9 protein-coding genes and 3 tRNA genes are annotated in these 15,697 nt (G+C 42.3%); 1 reads left to right on the forward strand and 11 read right to left on the reverse strand.

All coding sequences use genetic code 11. The features are described from left to right. Positions 1-582: 582 nt before the first annotated feature. From FZC78_RS09555 to FZC78_RS09600, 9 genes are all read right to left on the reverse strand, one after another. Positions 583-1,377: an MBL fold metallo-hydrolase gene (locus FZC78_RS09555; RefSeq protein ID WP_148939455.1), complete on the reverse strand. Its 795-nt coding sequence runs from the start codon at positions 1,375-1,377 to the stop codon at positions 583-585. Between the two features lie 5 nt (positions 1,378-1,382). Next, positions 1,383-2,192: a two-component system regulatory protein YycI gene (locus FZC78_RS09560; protein WP_187444866.1), complete on the reverse strand. Its 810-nt coding sequence runs from the start codon at positions 2,190-2,192 to the stop codon at positions 1,383-1,385. After that, complete coding sequence (locus tag FZC78_RS09565) at positions 2,179-3,498, reverse strand: YycH family regulatory protein (RefSeq protein WP_187444867.1); 1,320 nt, start codon at positions 3,496-3,498, stop codon at positions 2,179-2,181. Before FZC78_RS09565 ends, FZC78_RS09560 begins: the two co-directional genes overlap by 14 nt. Continuing rightward, a complete protein-coding gene (walK, locus tag FZC78_RS09570) occupies positions 3,495-5,315 on the reverse strand; it encodes a cell wall metabolism sensor histidine kinase WalK (protein ID WP_148939458.1) in 1,821 nt (606 codons plus the stop codon). Before walK ends, FZC78_RS09565 begins: the two co-directional genes overlap by 4 nt. Before the next feature lie 4 nt (positions 5,316-5,319). Continuing rightward, positions 5,320-6,030 (reverse strand): response regulator YycF, encoded by a 711-nt coding sequence (gene yycF / locus FZC78_RS09575; protein ID WP_113927336.1) that lies wholly within the window; start codon positions 6,028-6,030, stop codon positions 5,320-5,322. A 749-nt stretch (positions 6,031-6,779) separates the two neighbouring features. Continuing rightward, entirely contained in the window at positions 6,780-8,228 is a 1,449-nt protein-coding gene (locus FZC78_RS09585) for a M23 family metallopeptidase (protein WP_148939459.1), read from the reverse strand. Positions 8,229-8,708: 480 nt separating this feature from the next. Next, a tRNA-Phe gene (locus FZC78_RS09590) sits at positions 8,709-8,781 on the reverse strand. Positions 8,782-9,135: 354 nt separating this feature from the next. Next, positions 9,136-9,212 (reverse strand) — tRNA-Asp (locus FZC78_RS09595). 8 nt (positions 9,213-9,220) lie between these two features. Further along, a tRNA-Glu gene (locus tag FZC78_RS09600) sits at positions 9,221-9,295 on the reverse strand. Between the two features lie 1,144 nt (positions 9,296-10,439). Here FZC78_RS09600 and FZC78_RS09605 point away from each other — a divergent pair. Further along, positions 10,440-11,504 carry a potassium channel family protein gene (locus FZC78_RS09605; RefSeq protein WP_148939460.1) on the forward strand — a complete coding sequence of 355 codons (1,065 nt, stop codon included), beginning with the start codon at positions 10,440-10,442 and terminating at the stop codon, positions 11,502-11,504. Positions 11,505-11,564: 60 nt separating this feature from the next. Here FZC78_RS09605 and FZC78_RS09610 read toward each other — a convergent pair whose 3' ends face one another. Both FZC78_RS09610 and dnaB read right to left on the reverse strand, forming a co-directional pair. Continuing rightward, complete coding sequence (locus tag FZC78_RS09610) at positions 11,565-12,854, reverse strand: adenylosuccinate synthase (protein ID WP_148939461.1); 1,290 nt, start codon at positions 12,852-12,854, stop codon at positions 11,565-11,567. Positions 12,855-14,136: 1,282 nt separating this feature from the next. After that, positions 14,137-15,501, reverse strand: a complete 1,365-nt coding sequence (gene dnaB, locus FZC78_RS09615) for a replicative DNA helicase (RefSeq protein ID WP_148939462.1) — start codon at positions 15,499-15,501, stop codon at positions 14,137-14,139. Positions 15,502-15,697 lie beyond the last annotated feature (196 nt).

The raw sequence follows: 15,697 nt of genomic DNA on the forward strand, positions 1-15,697 counted from the left end.
CCTTTCCTCTACATCTTTAATATTTTTCCTTCATAATCAAAAATATAGTCAGGTAAAATGGAAATTTGCTTTCATTTTATAAGATATTTTGGGATTTATCCACTTCCAGCGTGTTTCTGTAGACTAATTTCTTTATTTCCTGTTTAAAAGCATTCAGGGTCACCATACATAATAAAGGCTCTTTTAGTAAGTTTTATTGCTATATTATATAAATTTCGTCAGATATCGCTATTATTCACAGCTATTCTGGTAAGCATGAGAAAAGAGCTTTACTTCTGTTTAGAGAGAAAAACCTTATTCGGGAGAGAACCCTTCTCTTGGGATATTTCTGAAGGAACAATAAATAAGAACAAAGTCTATTTAATGGCCTTTTTCTAAAAATTATAGCTTTAGAATGAGATTTTACTTTCATCCCCCTCTATGTAGAAGGATTGGAGCGGAGTCGTGCGCCTGGAGCGGAAATCCAATATGATTAAGAAAGCCAAAATCTTTGCAAAACAGCCTTCCGAAAAATCAAAAAAAAGATGAAAGCCAAGAGAGCTTTCATCCTTTAATTCCTTTTCCTTTAATATCCTAAACACTTTAGATAGCTACAAGTTCCGTTGGGTTCTTAGGATCGGTATCGAGAAGATTGAACTGCTCACCCACTCTGACTCCTTTTGATTCAAGTGTTTGAGAAACACTCATCCTTGCAAGGTCTTTCATATTATTATCTTTACTCAAGTGAGCAAGATAGATACTTTTCGTCTGGTCACCGAACACTTCGCTCATCGCAATGGCTGCATCCTCATTGGATACATGTCCCACATCACTAAGGATACGGCGCTTTATGCTCCAAGGATAACGGCACATTCTGAGCATGTCCACATCGTGATTGCTTTCAAATACATACGTGTTGGCATTAGAGATGATGCCCTTCATGCGGTCGCTGACATAACCTGTGTCCGTTACAAGGACCAGCTTTCTTCCTTCATGGTGGAATGTATAGAACATCGGCTCGGCTGCGTCATGGGAAACCCCGAATGATTCGATATCAAGGGAGCCGAATGTTTGAACCTTTTCCATGCCGAACTCGAATTTTTGCTCCAGCGGGACATTGCCGATTAGAGGGTCCATTGCCTTCCACGTTTTTGCATTTGCATATATAGGCAGGCCGTATTTTCTGGCCAGGATTCCAATTCCTTTTATATGGTCACTGTGCTCATGGGTCACCAGGATGCCTGTTAGCTCCTTGATGTTCCGGCCAATCTTCTGAAACAATGCTTCCATTTGTTTTCCGCTTAGACCAGCATCCACGAGGAATGAGTTCTGGTCTGTTTCAACAAAAATGGCATTTCCCGTACTTCCGCTCGCAAGTACACTAAAATGCATAGACATTTCTCTCACTCCAGTATTTCTTTTTCTGTATTGGTGAACTCGATAATATTGCCCTCAAAGGCATTCACGAAATGATGCTCTGTTTCCCCATCTCTTGTCACGGTAAAATGCCAGGCGGGACTTAACACTTGCCGCTCTGCCTCCGGTACAAGAGTATAGAAACCGATTTCCGGTGTCCTGATTGAACTGTCAGGAAGCAGCTTATCTTTGTCATACAAGGTCTCCACCGCTTGTATCGGCGAAATGACAGATTTCTTTTCGGTAAACTCTTCAAAATCTGTCATCAAGGTTTGAGTATAGGAGACAATTTTGCGATCTTCATTAAAGTAAATCGCCAGCTCGCCATTTATATTTTTAAATATGGGCTTGCCCTTATAATTTTGGTAATAAAGGATTCTCTGCTGTTCTTCATCAATACCCCAAAACGAATAGGAATCGCCTTTCAGGACATTTTTGTTAATGAAATCAGTAAGCTCCTCCGGTTTAAACTTTTCGCTTAACACGTATTCTGTATCTTCAAAGGTTGAAGAGATTGTGGTGGAATTAGCAATTTCGACAGATTGATTCTTAAGATCCTTAATATCTTCAGCAGTAAATGCCTTTGTAATGGCATTGATATATGGCTGTTTCTCCGGTTCTTTTGAAAGAGGCTGTTCATACTCGATACCATCAACCTGAAGCTGATCCTCAAACTTCGTCTCTCCAAGAAAATCGTACTGACTTTCATTATACTTGTTTATGAAGAGTGTTAACAGGAAAATGTCCAAGATTAGAAACACAATGATAAAAATTGTTTTGGTTTTACTCCAATCCAATCGGAACCCTCCCCACATCTTCAGTCTGAATCCTGATCCATGAACCGGCGTATTTATAGTACCAGGCCGGCTCCAGAACGACCAGGTTAGAGACATCGTTTGCCAGTTTAAATCCTTGAACGATATCTTCAATCTGCTCGGGATTGATATTGTCCGCCAGAAGATAGTCCAATACTTTCCTTCCGGATGGGAGGGTGACGCTTCTGGTTTCTGAAGAAGTGCCGTCTAAACTCGTATACGGCCTGAAATATTTAAAAATATTCACTTTACCAAGGACAACCGAGTATTCTGACATACCGCTTTCATTAAAAACAGGAAGATCATGCATGAACATCCGATATTGAATCTTCCGCTGAGGCTTGTTCACAGAAAAATAGCGATAAGAGTACTCTTCAGGCCAGCCGCCATGGTCATTGATAAAGTCGCTTGTCTGCATCAGGAGATTCGTTACACTGGTCTCACCTTCCGCTTCTTCTTCAATATTTACAAACGAAAAAGTTTTATTGTGGACATTAACCCTCATCAAACTGGTCTCATCATTGAATTCTTCACCTGTATTGGTGAATTCATGGCTGACCAAGGAGGGCTTGCTGAATAAAGCATCAACATACTGTTTAAGAGAATCCTGTTCAGCAACATACTGATAACTGTTCAAGTCCATCGACTTTTCAGGCAGGTAAACCCTGCGGGTATCCGAAGCATCAAATCCAAAGTACTCAGGATGCTTAAGGGATTTAGCGGCAAACTCTTTCTCAAAGTCTTGTAAAGCCGCCGTGTTGATCCGGCTTTCATAGACTTTCTGAGCATCATAAGAGACAAAGTATACTGTCCCATACTCGGCTGAATCTTCCCTTGTTTTTACAATAATCCGGTCAAAAGTATCAGCGGGAAGCTGGTTATCCCGGAATCTCATAATACTATTAAATACCTCAAACGAAATGAGGTCAGGAAAGATGATCTCGACTCTGTCTTCGCCATGGACAAGCTCTACGTATTCTTTATTAGTAAGCGTCCCTGAAATGTTGGCCAACTCATAAACATCCCATGAAGCCATTTGGTTGATCATCTTTTCCATTTCAAATTGCCTTTGTGTTCCATAGGTATCGGCGCCGCGATGATACAGCAGTTTAAGGGGCAGGATAATTTCCCTCAGCTCCTTTTGGTCACTGATTACAATATCCTCCGTAATCGTACTTTCATCAATCGGCTCCAGACTTGGCTGATACGTCCATAAGTTCCAGGTCAAGAAGATACTGGAGACCACAAGCAAGGTCAGTGTGATGGATTTTAATTGTTCATAATTCATAGCCATTCATCCTCTTGTGTACTGTCATAAGGAAGAGTAAATGAAATGGTTGTTCCTTTTCCTTCCTTACTGTCAGCCCATATAGTCCCGCCATGAGCCGAAATCATCTCTTTGGCAATGGCAAGACCCAGACCGGTGCCTCCCATTTGCCTTGAACGGGCTTTATCTACCCGATAAAAACGTTCAAATATTTTTGTTAAATTATCCTGGGGAATTCCCAGCCCCTGGTCAGATACACTGATTAAGATATGTTCCTCTTTCTCTGTGACACTGAATGTAATCAAACCGCCTTCAGGGGAATACTTCAGGGCATTGGAAATGATATTATCAAGAACCTGGGTCAACTTATCCTTATCGATATCCACAAATAAGGCACTCTCAGGCAGCTGTCTTTTGAAATCAACATTTTGATTTTTAGACATTTCAAAACGGTCGATGATTTGATGGAAGAAGCCTACGAATTCAATCCATTCCTTATTAAAACGGTAATCTTTACTGTCCATTTTGGAAAGCTGAAGAAGATCATTTACCAGGCGGATCATCCGCTCTGTCTCATCTTGAGTAACACTAAGGAACCGCGGAGCGATTTCTTCATCTTGCCAAGCTCCCTCTGCTAATGCCTCCAAGTAACTCCTCATAGTCGTTAATGGTGTCCTTAATTCATGAGAAACATTGGATACAAAGTCCCTTCGTTCCATATCAATCTTTTCCTGCTCCGTAATATCATGAAGGACGGTAATAATTCCGTTAACAAAACCCGTTTCTTTTTGGATGACCGAGAAATTAGCTCTTAATATATAGGGCTGTTCTTTCGTACTATAATCCAAGATAATGGAATCCTGCTCATTTGATAGGTCTTCAAATGTATACTCTTCATCAAGCCCTAAAAGAGATACCAGAGGCTGTGAAAGGACTGTTTCACGTGAAACATTCAACATTTTGGCTGCAGGATCATTAATTAGAATCACCCTGCCTTTACGGTCAGTTGCTATAACACCGTCCGTCATATAAGAAAGAACAGAAGAGAGCTTTCTTCTTTCTCCTTCGGTCGTTGCTTGAGCTTCTTGAAGCCTCTTGGTCAAATTATTAAATGTGATGGCCAGCTGGCCAATCTCATCATAACCGTATACCTTTACTTTTCTCGAGAAGTTTCCTTTTGCCATTGCAAGAGCTTGTTTTCTCATATCGGAAATCGGCCTTGTAACCGTCTGCCCCAGAAGAACACCAAGAATAGCTGTAATCACAAGGGCAATGGCCGTGCCTGTTGAAAAGATTTCATTGATTTCTTCCAGCTGCTGATAGACGTTTTCAATCTTGGCTACAAGATAAACGGCCCCGATTTCTTCGTTACCAGTAGCAATCGGCGAAGTGTACACCCATATCCGGTTTCCATTTTGATTAAGAAAGGCTTCGTCGATTTCCTTACCAGTTGCCAGAACCCTCTTCACCATCGTATTAGTAGTGCGCTGTCCGACAGTATCAAGGTTATCATCCCTGGAAGAACCGAGAATGCGGGATTTGCTGTCAATAACTGTTACCTCAGACACATCAGATCCTTTAAAGTCATCAAGGATCCGAGCAATATCCGCCTCAAGTTCGAGATCATCCTCTGTCCTCTCCTTGAGCATTTCTTCGCCGATATTATATTGTAAGAAACGGACATTCTCTTTAATATTGCTTGTGAAATTGGTGATCAGCTTATCCTCCAGCTCACGGACAAAGTACACTCCAATGATTTGCATGGCCAGAAGGATAAGCAGGACATAAATTAAGACAAACTTCAGGTGTATGGAACGGGTAATGCCTACTTTCTTCATTTAATTACTCCTGTTCTGGATTACGTAAATAATAGCCGACTCCTCTTCTGGTAACGATCCAATTAGGATGGCTAGGGTTGTCCTCGATTTTCTCGCGCAGACGTCTTACCGTTACATCCACTGTCCTGACATCTCCGTAATAATCATAGCCCCACACCGTTTGAAGGAGGTGCTCGCGCGTCATAACTTGTCCGATATGCTTGGCCAGGTAATGAAGCAGTTCAAATTCACGGTGAGTAAGTTCAATTGTATCTCCCCTTTTAGATACAATATACGCATCAGGATGGATGACAAGAGAACCAACAGCAATTTCATTCGATCCCGCTTCTTCCGCCTGCTGGGCAGCACCATGCTGATGCCTTCTCATGTTCGCTTTGACACGTGCAATCAGCTCCCTCGTGCTGAATGGTTTGGTGACATAGTCATCGGCACCTAATTCTAGGCCAAGGACCTTGTCAATTTCCGAGTCTTTAGCCGTCAGCATGATAATGGGCATTTCATATTTCTTTCTGATTTCACGGCAGACTTCCATTCCATCACGGTTAGGAAGCATGATATCAAGCAGTACAAGGTCAGGTTTGATTTCTTCCGCCATTTTGACTGCTTCATCGCCATCATATGCGCAGTGGACTTCATAGCCCTCTTTTTTTAAGTTGAACTGCAGTATATCCGCAATCGGTTTCTCATCATCTACAACAAGTATCTTCTTATCCATAGTCCCTAATCTCCTTTATCTCAAATTGACTTTTATTTCAGTGATTGTTCTCTATAGTTAGTATTATGGTACAAACCTGCACGCTTATGAACGCCGGGTTGATTCTAATTTATCACTTAATCGCTTATAATTCATCTTTTATCTGGAATTTGAAGGGTTTGTCTCCATATTGTAATCTATTAACTCAAACAGGTTTGAAGCTATTATCTCCCGGGTAATATAAATCAGTAAAAATAAATGGTATAGACGTAAAATAGGTGGATAAGCACGATGCTTGAAACCGAATTTCCACCCAGGATAGTTTTTTTATAAGGCTGGTTTCGCAAAGATTGTGGCTGCTTTAGAAGCGTTCTTTCCTTTTATTCTCTTCGGGTTATTTGATCCCGAGGGGCTAGGCGCTGGAACTAGACGACCGCTAGTCCCGCAGGAGATCGTACGCCTGCCGCGTAGATCCTCTACGTAAAGGAGGACGAGGGTAAAATTGCATTCTGAATCACTAATTAATTAGAAAAGACCTAGACTGTAATCGTATTTAATCTAATTTTTGGTAGGATTGCACTCCGGATACTAAGATTTTTCTCTCTAAACATGGGAGCAGTTCATTCTTTTCGCATACCAAAATATAATGCCGTACTTAATAACGATGAGGTAAAATAGCAGCAACGTTTACAAAAAGAGCCTTTTATAAAGAAAAGCCTCCGAGCCGAAATGGCCAGAGGCATTAGATTCCTAGATACATCGTTCATTTATTAAAAGAGGCTTAATGGATCAATCATTGCACCATTCTTATATACTTCCAAGTGCAAGTGAACTCCTGTTGACTGTCCTGTTTTTCCCATATTTCCAATAGCAGAACCGGCAGAAACCGTTTGTCCAGCTGATACACTGATACTGCTTAAATGTGCATAAACGGATCGGTAGCCGTTATTATGGTCGATAACCACTTTGTTTCCATATCCGCCGGAGTCCCATCCAGCAGAAACAACTGTCCCGTTATCAATCGATTTGATTGTGAGGTTATTGGGACGGGCAATATCAATCCCTTTGTGCATTTTCCCCCATCGCTGACCGACTTTGGAAGATACATATCCGCCATTTGTAGGCCATGAAAAACTTCCAGACCCCCTGGAAGGAGTCACTTTTGTTCCTTTGATTACAATATACTTAACAGGCTCTTTCGTCACTGTTTCTTCTGTGACAGTACGGCTAACCTGAATGCCATTTTTTTCTGTTGTCAGGTACGTAATGGCTTTTTCGCCATCTTGCCCTTCCTGTTTCACTTTGATATCGCCTTTATTCAAAGTATCATCTTCAATAACTTCTTTTTCATATGAGATAGTCTCAACAGCTGATTGTTCTTTTTCAACTGTTACATGGACAAGCGGCTTGGATACCGTTACATTGACCTCCTGGCCGATCTGAATGACACTATTTTCATTCAATTCAGGGTTTAATTCCAGCAGTTTTCCGGAAGTCAGGTCATGCTTTTGGGCTATGCTTCCCAATACATCTCCCTCTTGAACTTTGTATTTCTTTTCTTCAAGAGTTCCTTTCAAAAGAAACTCCACTGCATCATCGGCACTCAAGATTTCTTCAGGTGCAGCCTTGGTTTCTTCCAAATTGGCTTCTTCTGATAACTTAACTGAAATCAGCTTTGAATCTTCATTGGAATCTGGTGTTCCTTCTTCCATCTCGTTCAATTCTTCTTTAGACACGAATTTAAGTTTAAGTTTTTCCAGTGCCTGTTCAGCTTCTTGCCCATCTTTGACAAGAACTGCCGGCTTTTCGCCAAATGAGATGGAAACAGCCTTCGCTTCTGTTTTTACAGTCTGCGTCAGATGTTCTATCACCTTCACATTATCGGCTGATGCCCTGAATACTTGTTCTGGTATATATGTAATCTCTTGATTAGTTTGCAATTCAATAGAGTCATACTTTTCTTCTTCTTCGTCAAGCTTACTTTCGATCGCCTTCTCAACAGCTGATTTATCCGTTACCGAGCCGACATAATCTGTCCCCAGATATACATGATAAACCGTTTCAAGTTTGGGATCATCGTTTGCAGCAGCAGAACCTAATGTAAGGGCAGACAAGGCTAGTGTTGTCATTGCCGCTCTTTTAAGCAGTTTAACAGATTTATGTATTAATTTATTTGGACTTTCTTCTTTAGATGAATGAACGGGATTTCTCCAAGTCATCGGTCTTTCCTCCCAGCTAAAGACAAAGAAACCAGCAGCAATATGAACATTAGTCTCTTATACCTAAAAAATATTAGTTTAGTTTAAAATGATACTTTTATAATCTACCATAATTCTGTCAGCAAGAGAGAAACGTTTTCATAATGTAACATAATTGTATAATAAGTTACAAATTCTGCCTTTCTTATGTAATATCTAGGAGAATAAGGGAAGGAGAAGGTAGGCATTAATGAAGGGGAAGATTGGCATACAGCTAATCAGGGGGGAAAGAGCGTAAAGAACAAAAGCGCAAGCGCCTTGGTCAGCCCAGACAGGCAAGTGTTGCTCAGAGAAAAAAGGCGGGCTTTCCCTTTATTTTCTTGAGTTATTAGACCCTTGGGGACTGGATCACAGTCTAACATTATCTAAAGAGGTTCAGTGTCATTTTCCAAAATAAAAAAGCATCGCGAGAGTCAAGTCGTCGCAATGCTTTTTAGAGGATGGCTCAGGACGGAATCGAACCGCCGACACATGGATTTTCAGTCCATTGCTCTACCAACTGAGCTACTGAGCCATATTAATATATTTCCTAAAGGAAAGTTAAGATGATAATTGATCGTCCAGCTCTCAGGAAGCTTATTCAAGGTGCAGCTCGAGCTGTACGCTGAAGTTTATTCTATGAAGCTTATTCGGACGTACTCTACGAACTGAGCTACTGAGCCATAATAGTTTCGGTCTCCACTAAACTTCGAATTCTCTTCGTCAGCGCCCCCCTTCACATCCTCACGCACCTTCAGTGCGTTCCGGTGTTCATTCGGTTGCTTCCTCGACCTTCTGGGATTTTTGACGATAGTCAACATATCCTACCTATAGCGAAACCCTCTTAGTCTGAACTAAGATTAAATTAATCAACTTTTAAATATGTAAATGGCGGTCCGGACGGGACTCGAACCCGCGACCTCCTGCGTGACAGGCAGGCATTCTAACCAACTGAACTACCGGACCAAAAAACTTGGTGACCCATACGGGATTCGAACCCGTGTTACCGCCGTGAAAGGGCGGTGTCTTAACCGCTTGACCAATGGGCCGTTTTGTTTGGAGCAACGAAGATAATAGTACCACATAAAATAGAATCTAGGCAATAACTTTTTGAAAATAATGTCGAAATTAATTTAATTGTGTCTGAATTGCTGTGTTTTGACTCATTCTTATCATCATATATCAGGTATGGAGGCTTTACATATGAGTTAAATTACTCACGAAATAGTGTATCCAGAAATCCTGTGTGGGTACATGAGTGGAAGATTTTTGTCTAAGATATGTATCCAAAAGTGCTGCGTGGGTACATGAGGGAAAGATTTTTGTCTAAGATATGTATCCAGAAGCGCAATGTGGGTACATGAGTGAAGGATTTTTGTCAAAGACATGTATCCAGAAGCACAGCGTGAATACATGAGTGAAAGATTTTTGTCTCAGATATGTATCCAGAAGCGCAATGTGGGTACATGAGTGAAAGGTTTTTGTCTAAGATATGTATCCAGAAGTGCTGCGTGGATACATGAGTGAGGGGTTTTCGTCAAAGTCATGTATCCAGAAGCGCAATGTGGGTACATGAGTGAAAGGTTTTCATCTAAGATATGTATCCAAAAGTGCTGCGTGGGTACATGAGTGAAAGATTTTTGTCTAAGATATGTATCCAGAAGCGCAATGTGGGTACATGAGTGAAAGGTTTTTGTCTAAGATATGTATCCAGAAGTGCTGCGTGGATACATGAGTGAGGGGTTTTCGTCAAAGTCATGTATCCAGAAGCGCAGCGTGGATACATGAGCAAACGGTTTTCATCTAAGATATGTATCCAAAAGTGCTGCGTGGGTACATGAGTGAAAGATTTTTGTCTAAGATATGTATCCAGAAGCGCAATGTGGGTACATGAGTGAAAGGTTTTTGTCTAAGATATGTATCCAGAAGTGCTGCGTGGATACATGAGTGAACGGTTTTCGTCAAAGATATGCATCCAGAAGCGCAGCGTGGGTACATGAGTGAAAGGTTTTTGTCTAAGATATGTATCCAGAAGTGCTGCGTGGATACATGAGTAAACGGTTTTCATCTAAGATATGTATCCAGTATTGAGTACGTTATAAATGGAGGAGCCAGATAAGACACATCAATTCGTTGGTCACGAAATAAATTAAAGCCCAATATCTGAGGGACTATATATCATTTCATGTTAATATGGAAGAAAACAACAGGAGGTGCAATGGTGTGACCATTTTCATAAGGTTGTGGAAGAAAGTGTCCAAGATGGACTTTAGTGTGATCCTTTTTCTTTCACTTGCTATAGTTCTGTTTGGGACAGTTTCGATTCATTATCTCGAACCCGAAAACTTCCCCACTCTTTTTGAGGGATTCTGGTGGACGATGACCACATTGACTACTGTCGGATATGGTGATTACTATCCTACGACGGTGCCCGGAAGGCTCCTCGGTGTTTTTCTATTCATATTTGGCATAGGGATCATCGGGCTTTTGATCAGTAAAATCATGGATGTTCTCGCTACCTATAATACGTTAAAAAGGGAGGGAAAGCTTTTGTTTAAAAATAAAGAGCATTTTATATATATCGGCTGGTCTTCGAGGACGGAACGGGCTATTAAGGAAGTGCTTGCTCATAAGGGCGATAAGCGAATTGTGTTGATTGAGCAGTTGGACAACGACCCATTTACTCATGACCAGGTTCACTTTATAAGCGGAGATGCTTCAGATGAAGAAGTACTGATGAGGGCAAATATTCTGGAAGCAGACCGGGTGGCTATATTTTCGGACTTAAGTATCTCAAAGCCTGTTCTGGCCGACGGGAAGTCTCTATTGATTGCCTCTGCTGTAGAAGCTTTAGCAAAGAAGAACAACGCAAATATCCATTCAGTTGTAGAAGTAATGGAAGAGAAGAACATTCCTCTGTTTAACCATATTGATGTAGATGATTTTATCCTTTCGAATGATTCTGTCTCGCTCCTGATGGCAAAGGCGACTCTGCAGCCGGGAACCACTGGCTTGTTCAGGCAGCTTTTGAGCAAAAAATTCGGGAAAAATATTCATGAACTTCTTCCATTAAAAGATTGGCATACCTATAAAGATGCCTCGCATGCCCTGTTTGAAAGTGGAGCGGTCTTAATCGCTGTTAACGAAGACATGGATTTCAGCAATGCAGCGGAGAAGAAGCTTGGAAAAGAGGATGTGCTCTACATAATCTGTGATGACCGGGTGTATCAAACCTTATATGCAGGAGCTTCCATATAGAAGCTCCTATTCAAAAAGCAAAAAGCTTGAGGGCTTAGTCCTCAAGCTTTTTTTGTATCATCATTTAGCCCAAACGCTTCTCACTACATTGGTTTGAGAGCGGTCTGGCCCTACAGAGAAAATGGATAAAGGGATGCCTGTCAGCTGGGAAACACGCTCTAGATAGTGGCGTGCGTTCGCAGGCAGGTCGCTTAATGTTTTACAGCCTGTGATATCTTCCGTCCATCCTGGAAGCTCTTCATACACAGGTTCACACTCAGCAAGGATATTCAGGTTAGCAGGAAACTCATTGATAACCTCACCCTTATATTTATAAGCTGTACAAATCTTCAAATTCTCGATTCCCGTAAGGACATCAATTGAGTTAAGCGATAGATCGGTCATTCCGCTTACACGGCGCGCATGCCTAACCACGACACTGTCGAACCAGCCGACACGGCGTGGACGTCCTGTAGTCGTCCCATACTCACGGCCGACTTCACGGATTTGGTCTCCGATTTCATTGTTCAATTCAGTCGGGAAGGGACCGTCTCCAACACGAGTCGTATAAGCCTTGGACACACCCACTACATGAGAGATCTTTGTTGGGCCTACTCCAGAACCTATAGTCACCCCTCCTGCAACAGGGTTGGAGGACGTAACAAATGGATATGTACCTTGATCGATATCGAGCATGACCCCTTGCGCACCTTCAAACAGGACACGGCGGCCTTCATCAAGGGCATCATTCAATACAACAGATGTATCACAAACATATTTTTTTACCTGCTGTCCATATTCATAGTACTCATCCAGGATCTCTTCAATTGTAAATCCTTCCGTTTCATAAAAACGTTCCAGCAAACGGTTCTTCTCTTCAAGATTGCGTGTCAGCTTTTCCTCGAAAGATTCATAATCAAGCAAATCGGCGATCCTGATTCCACTGCGTGCAGCCTTATCCATGTATGCCGGGCCGATTCCTTTTTTCGTAGTTCCGATTTTATTAGCACCTTTGCGCTCTTCTTCCACTTCATCCAATTTCAAATGATAAGGAAGGATAACATGCGCCCGGTTGCTGATGCGTAAATTTTCCGTTGTAACGTCGCGGTCATGAAGATACTTCAGCTCTTTTACAAGCGCCTTTGGATCAACGACCATTCCGTTGCCGATCACTGATGTTTTCTCTTTATAGAAGATTCCTGATGGAATAAGATGTAGTTTATAAGTCTCGCCATCAAATTTAATTGTATGGCCTGCGTTATTTCCGCCTTGATATCGTGCAATTACCTCAGCATTTTCTGAAAGGAAGTCGGTAATCTTTCCTTTTCCTTCGTCTCCCCACTGTGTTCCTACTACTACTACTGAAGACATAAATGGCACCTCCGCTAGGGTTAATTATCGTTCTCATATCAAACAACCTTATTTTATCAGGTAAAAGAAGGACAAGTCAATGAAAACACGAACATTATTTCTATTCATTATTTTATTTGTTCGTAAAAATTAATTGCTGTGATTTCACTAATTTAGTTTGTGAAGATCCAAGGAAATCTATTAGTCCTATTTTGTTTTTTAATGAATGTTTATAGTTTCTCGCCCTTCTGGTGCTCTGGCGATGACCTTGAGGAACACCTAGAGCCTCTTTCTATTTTTCTGGTGTCTCTCACTCTGTTCTAGAAGGAAACCTGAACTCTTTTTTACTCTTTGGGTGACTCTCGGAATGTTTACCAAAGACACCTGAACCCTTTTTTTACTCTCTTGGTGTCTCTCGAAATGTTCACGAAGGACACCTGATCATGCTTTTCCCTCTTCAGGTGTCACTCGGGATCCTCACGAAGAACACCTGAACCCTTTTTTCTGTCTTCTGGTGTCTCTCGGGATGCTCACGAAGGACACCAGATCATGTTTTTCCCTCTTCAGGTGTCACTCGGGATCCTCACGAAGGACACCTGAACCCTTTTTTCTGTCTTCTGGTGTCTCTCGGGATGCTCACGAAGGACACCAGATCATGTTTTTCCCTCTTCAGGTGTCACTCGGGATCCTCACGAAGGACACCTGAACCCTTTTTTCTGTCTTCTGGTGTCTCTCGAAATATTTACGAAGGACACTTGACTTCGTTTTTCCCTCTTCTAGTGTCACTCGAGATGCTCTCGAAGGACACCTGATCTTGTTTTTCTCTCTTTTGGTGTCACTCGGGATGTTCACGAAGGACACCTAGTCTTGTTTTTCACTCTTCAGGTGTCACTCGGGATGTCCATGAGTGACACCTGATCTCGGATTTCTCTCTTCTGGTGTCACTCGAGATGTTCACGAAGGACACCTAATCTTGTTTTTCTCTCTTTTGGTGTCACTCGAGATGTTCACGAAGGACACCTAGTCTTGTTTTTCACTCTTCAGGTGTCACTCGGGATGTCCATGAGTGACACCTGATCTCGGATTTCTCTCTTCTGGTGTCACTCGAGATGCTCTCGAAGGACACCAGATCTTGTTTTTCTCTCTTTTGGTGTCACTCGGGGGGCTCTCGAAGGACACCAGTCCTCCTTTTTCTCTCTTCTCTTGTCTCTTAAAGTGACTTTTAAGAAAGTCTGAAACCAGCTATCTTACCGCTTTTGTTTCCATACAACAAAAAAGAGCCCAGGGAAAATCCCTCGACTCTTTATGCACCAGGCGGAACACCTGCGTCATCATACCTTCTTTCCAGGTTGACGAATTTATTATATTCTTTCACAAAGGCAAGAGATACGGTACCGACCGGGCCGTTACGCTGCTTGGCGATAATGATTTCTATGATGTTCTTATTCTCTGATTCTTTATCATAGTAGTCATCACGATATAAGAAGGCCACGATATCGGCATCCTGCTCGATACTTCCGGATTCACGGATATCCGACATCATCGGACGCTTATCTTGACGCTGCTCCACTCCACGGGAAAGCTGGGACAAGGCAATGACGGGAACTTCAAGCTCACGTGCCAGCCCTTTCAGCTCACGGGAGATTTCTGATACTTCTTGCTGGCGGTTTTCGCCGGAACGTCCGCTTCCCTGGATCAGCTGCAAGTAGTCGATCAGAACCATTCCAAGGCCCTGCTCCTGCTTAAGGCGGCGGCATTTGGAACGAATTTCACCAATTTTAATACCAGGGGTGTCATCGATGTAAATCCCAGCATTCGAAAGGCTTCCCATGGCCATCGTCAGTTTACGCCAATCTTCATCTGTCAGCGATCCTGTACGAAGGTTCTGGGCGTTGATATTGCCTTCTGCGCACAGCATACGCATGACAAGCTGCTCGGCCCCCATCTCCAAACTGAAGATCGCGACATTTTCATCCGTTTTCACGGCAACATTCTGCGCTATATTAAGAGCGAAGGCTGTTTTACCAACGGAAGGACGTGCTGCAACGATGATCAGGTCATTTCGCTGGAAACCTGCCGTCATTTCGTCAAGATCGGCGAAGCCGGTAGGGATGCCCGTTACATCTTCAGTACGATTATGAAGGAGTTCGATATTGTCGTAGGCTTTTACTAGTACATCTTTGATATCATGAAACGCACCGGCATTTTTCCGCTGCGCGACTTCCATGATGTTTTTTTCGGCTTCACTTAGAAGGGCATCGACTTCGTCCTCACGAGAGTATCCATCCTGAGCAATGGTTGTTGCTGTCCGGATGAGCCTTCTGAGCAATGACTTTTCTTCAACGATCTTGGCATAGTATTCGATATTGGCAGCAGTAGGAACCGAGCCGGCCAATTCACTCAAATAAGATACTCCGCCGACATCTTCCAGTTCTTTCATGGCTGAAAGCTCTTCTGTAACTGTAATCAAATCGACAGCTTTCCCTTTGTCACTCAGATTCAGCATCACGTTGAATATCTTCTGATGCGAACTGCGGTAGAAATCCTCAGGAATGAGTGATTCAGACGCCTGGGTCAGTGTGCTCGGCTCCAGGAAAATGGCCCCCAGGACTGCCTGCTCAGCTTCTATATTTTGTGGTGGTACATGATTGGACATTATTTCGTTCATATAGTGTAAAACCTCCAGAGAGAAGGATTTTTTTCAATAGAAAAGACTGTTCTCGCATAGATTGTTGCTTTCGGAAAAATCCCAGGAGCTGGGTTTTCCTCCCGGATAATAAGGGATTTCTCTCTAATCGAGAAAAGCAGCTCTTTTTTTTCATAATTACCAGGTTATTAAGGTGAATTATGATTGGCAGCAACAA

The organism is Rossellomorea vietnamensis (genome assembly GCF_008180415.1).
Classification (GTDB): domain Bacteria; phylum Bacillota; class Bacilli; order Bacillales; family Bacillaceae_B; genus Rossellomorea; species Rossellomorea vietnamensis_C.

What these genes read in the sequence shown, in the direction of transcription:
- FZC78_RS09555 (WP_148939455.1), bottom strand. Translation starts at nt 1,377, where the DNA reads ATGTCTATGCATTTTAGTGTACTTGCGAGCGGAAGTACGGGAAATGCC.
- FZC78_RS09565 (WP_187444867.1), bottom strand. Translation starts at nt 3,498, where the DNA reads ATGAATTATGAACAATTAAAATCCATCACACTGACCTTGCTTGTGGTC.
- walK (WP_148939458.1), bottom strand. Translation starts at nt 5,315, where the DNA reads ATGAAGAAAGTAGGCATTACCCGTTCCATACACCTGAAGTTTGTCTTA.
- yycF (WP_113927336.1), bottom strand. Translation starts at nt 6,030, where the DNA reads ATGGATAAGAAGATACTTGTTGTAGATGATGAGAAACCGATTGCGGAT.
- FZC78_RS09585 (WP_148939459.1), bottom strand. Translation starts at nt 8,228, where the DNA reads ATGACTTGGAGAAATCCCGTTCATTCATCTAAAGAAGAAAGTCCAAAT.
- FZC78_RS09605 (WP_148939460.1), top strand. Translation starts at nt 10,440, where the DNA reads ATGGAAGAAAACAACAGGAGGTGCAATGGTGTGACCATTTTCATAAGG.
- FZC78_RS09610 (WP_148939461.1), bottom strand. Translation starts at nt 12,854, where the DNA reads ATGTCTTCAGTAGTAGTAGTAGGAACACAGTGGGGAGACGAAGGAAAA.
- dnaB (WP_148939462.1), bottom strand. Translation starts at nt 15,501, where the DNA reads ATGAACGAAATAATGTCCAATCATGTACCACCACAAAATATAGAAGCT.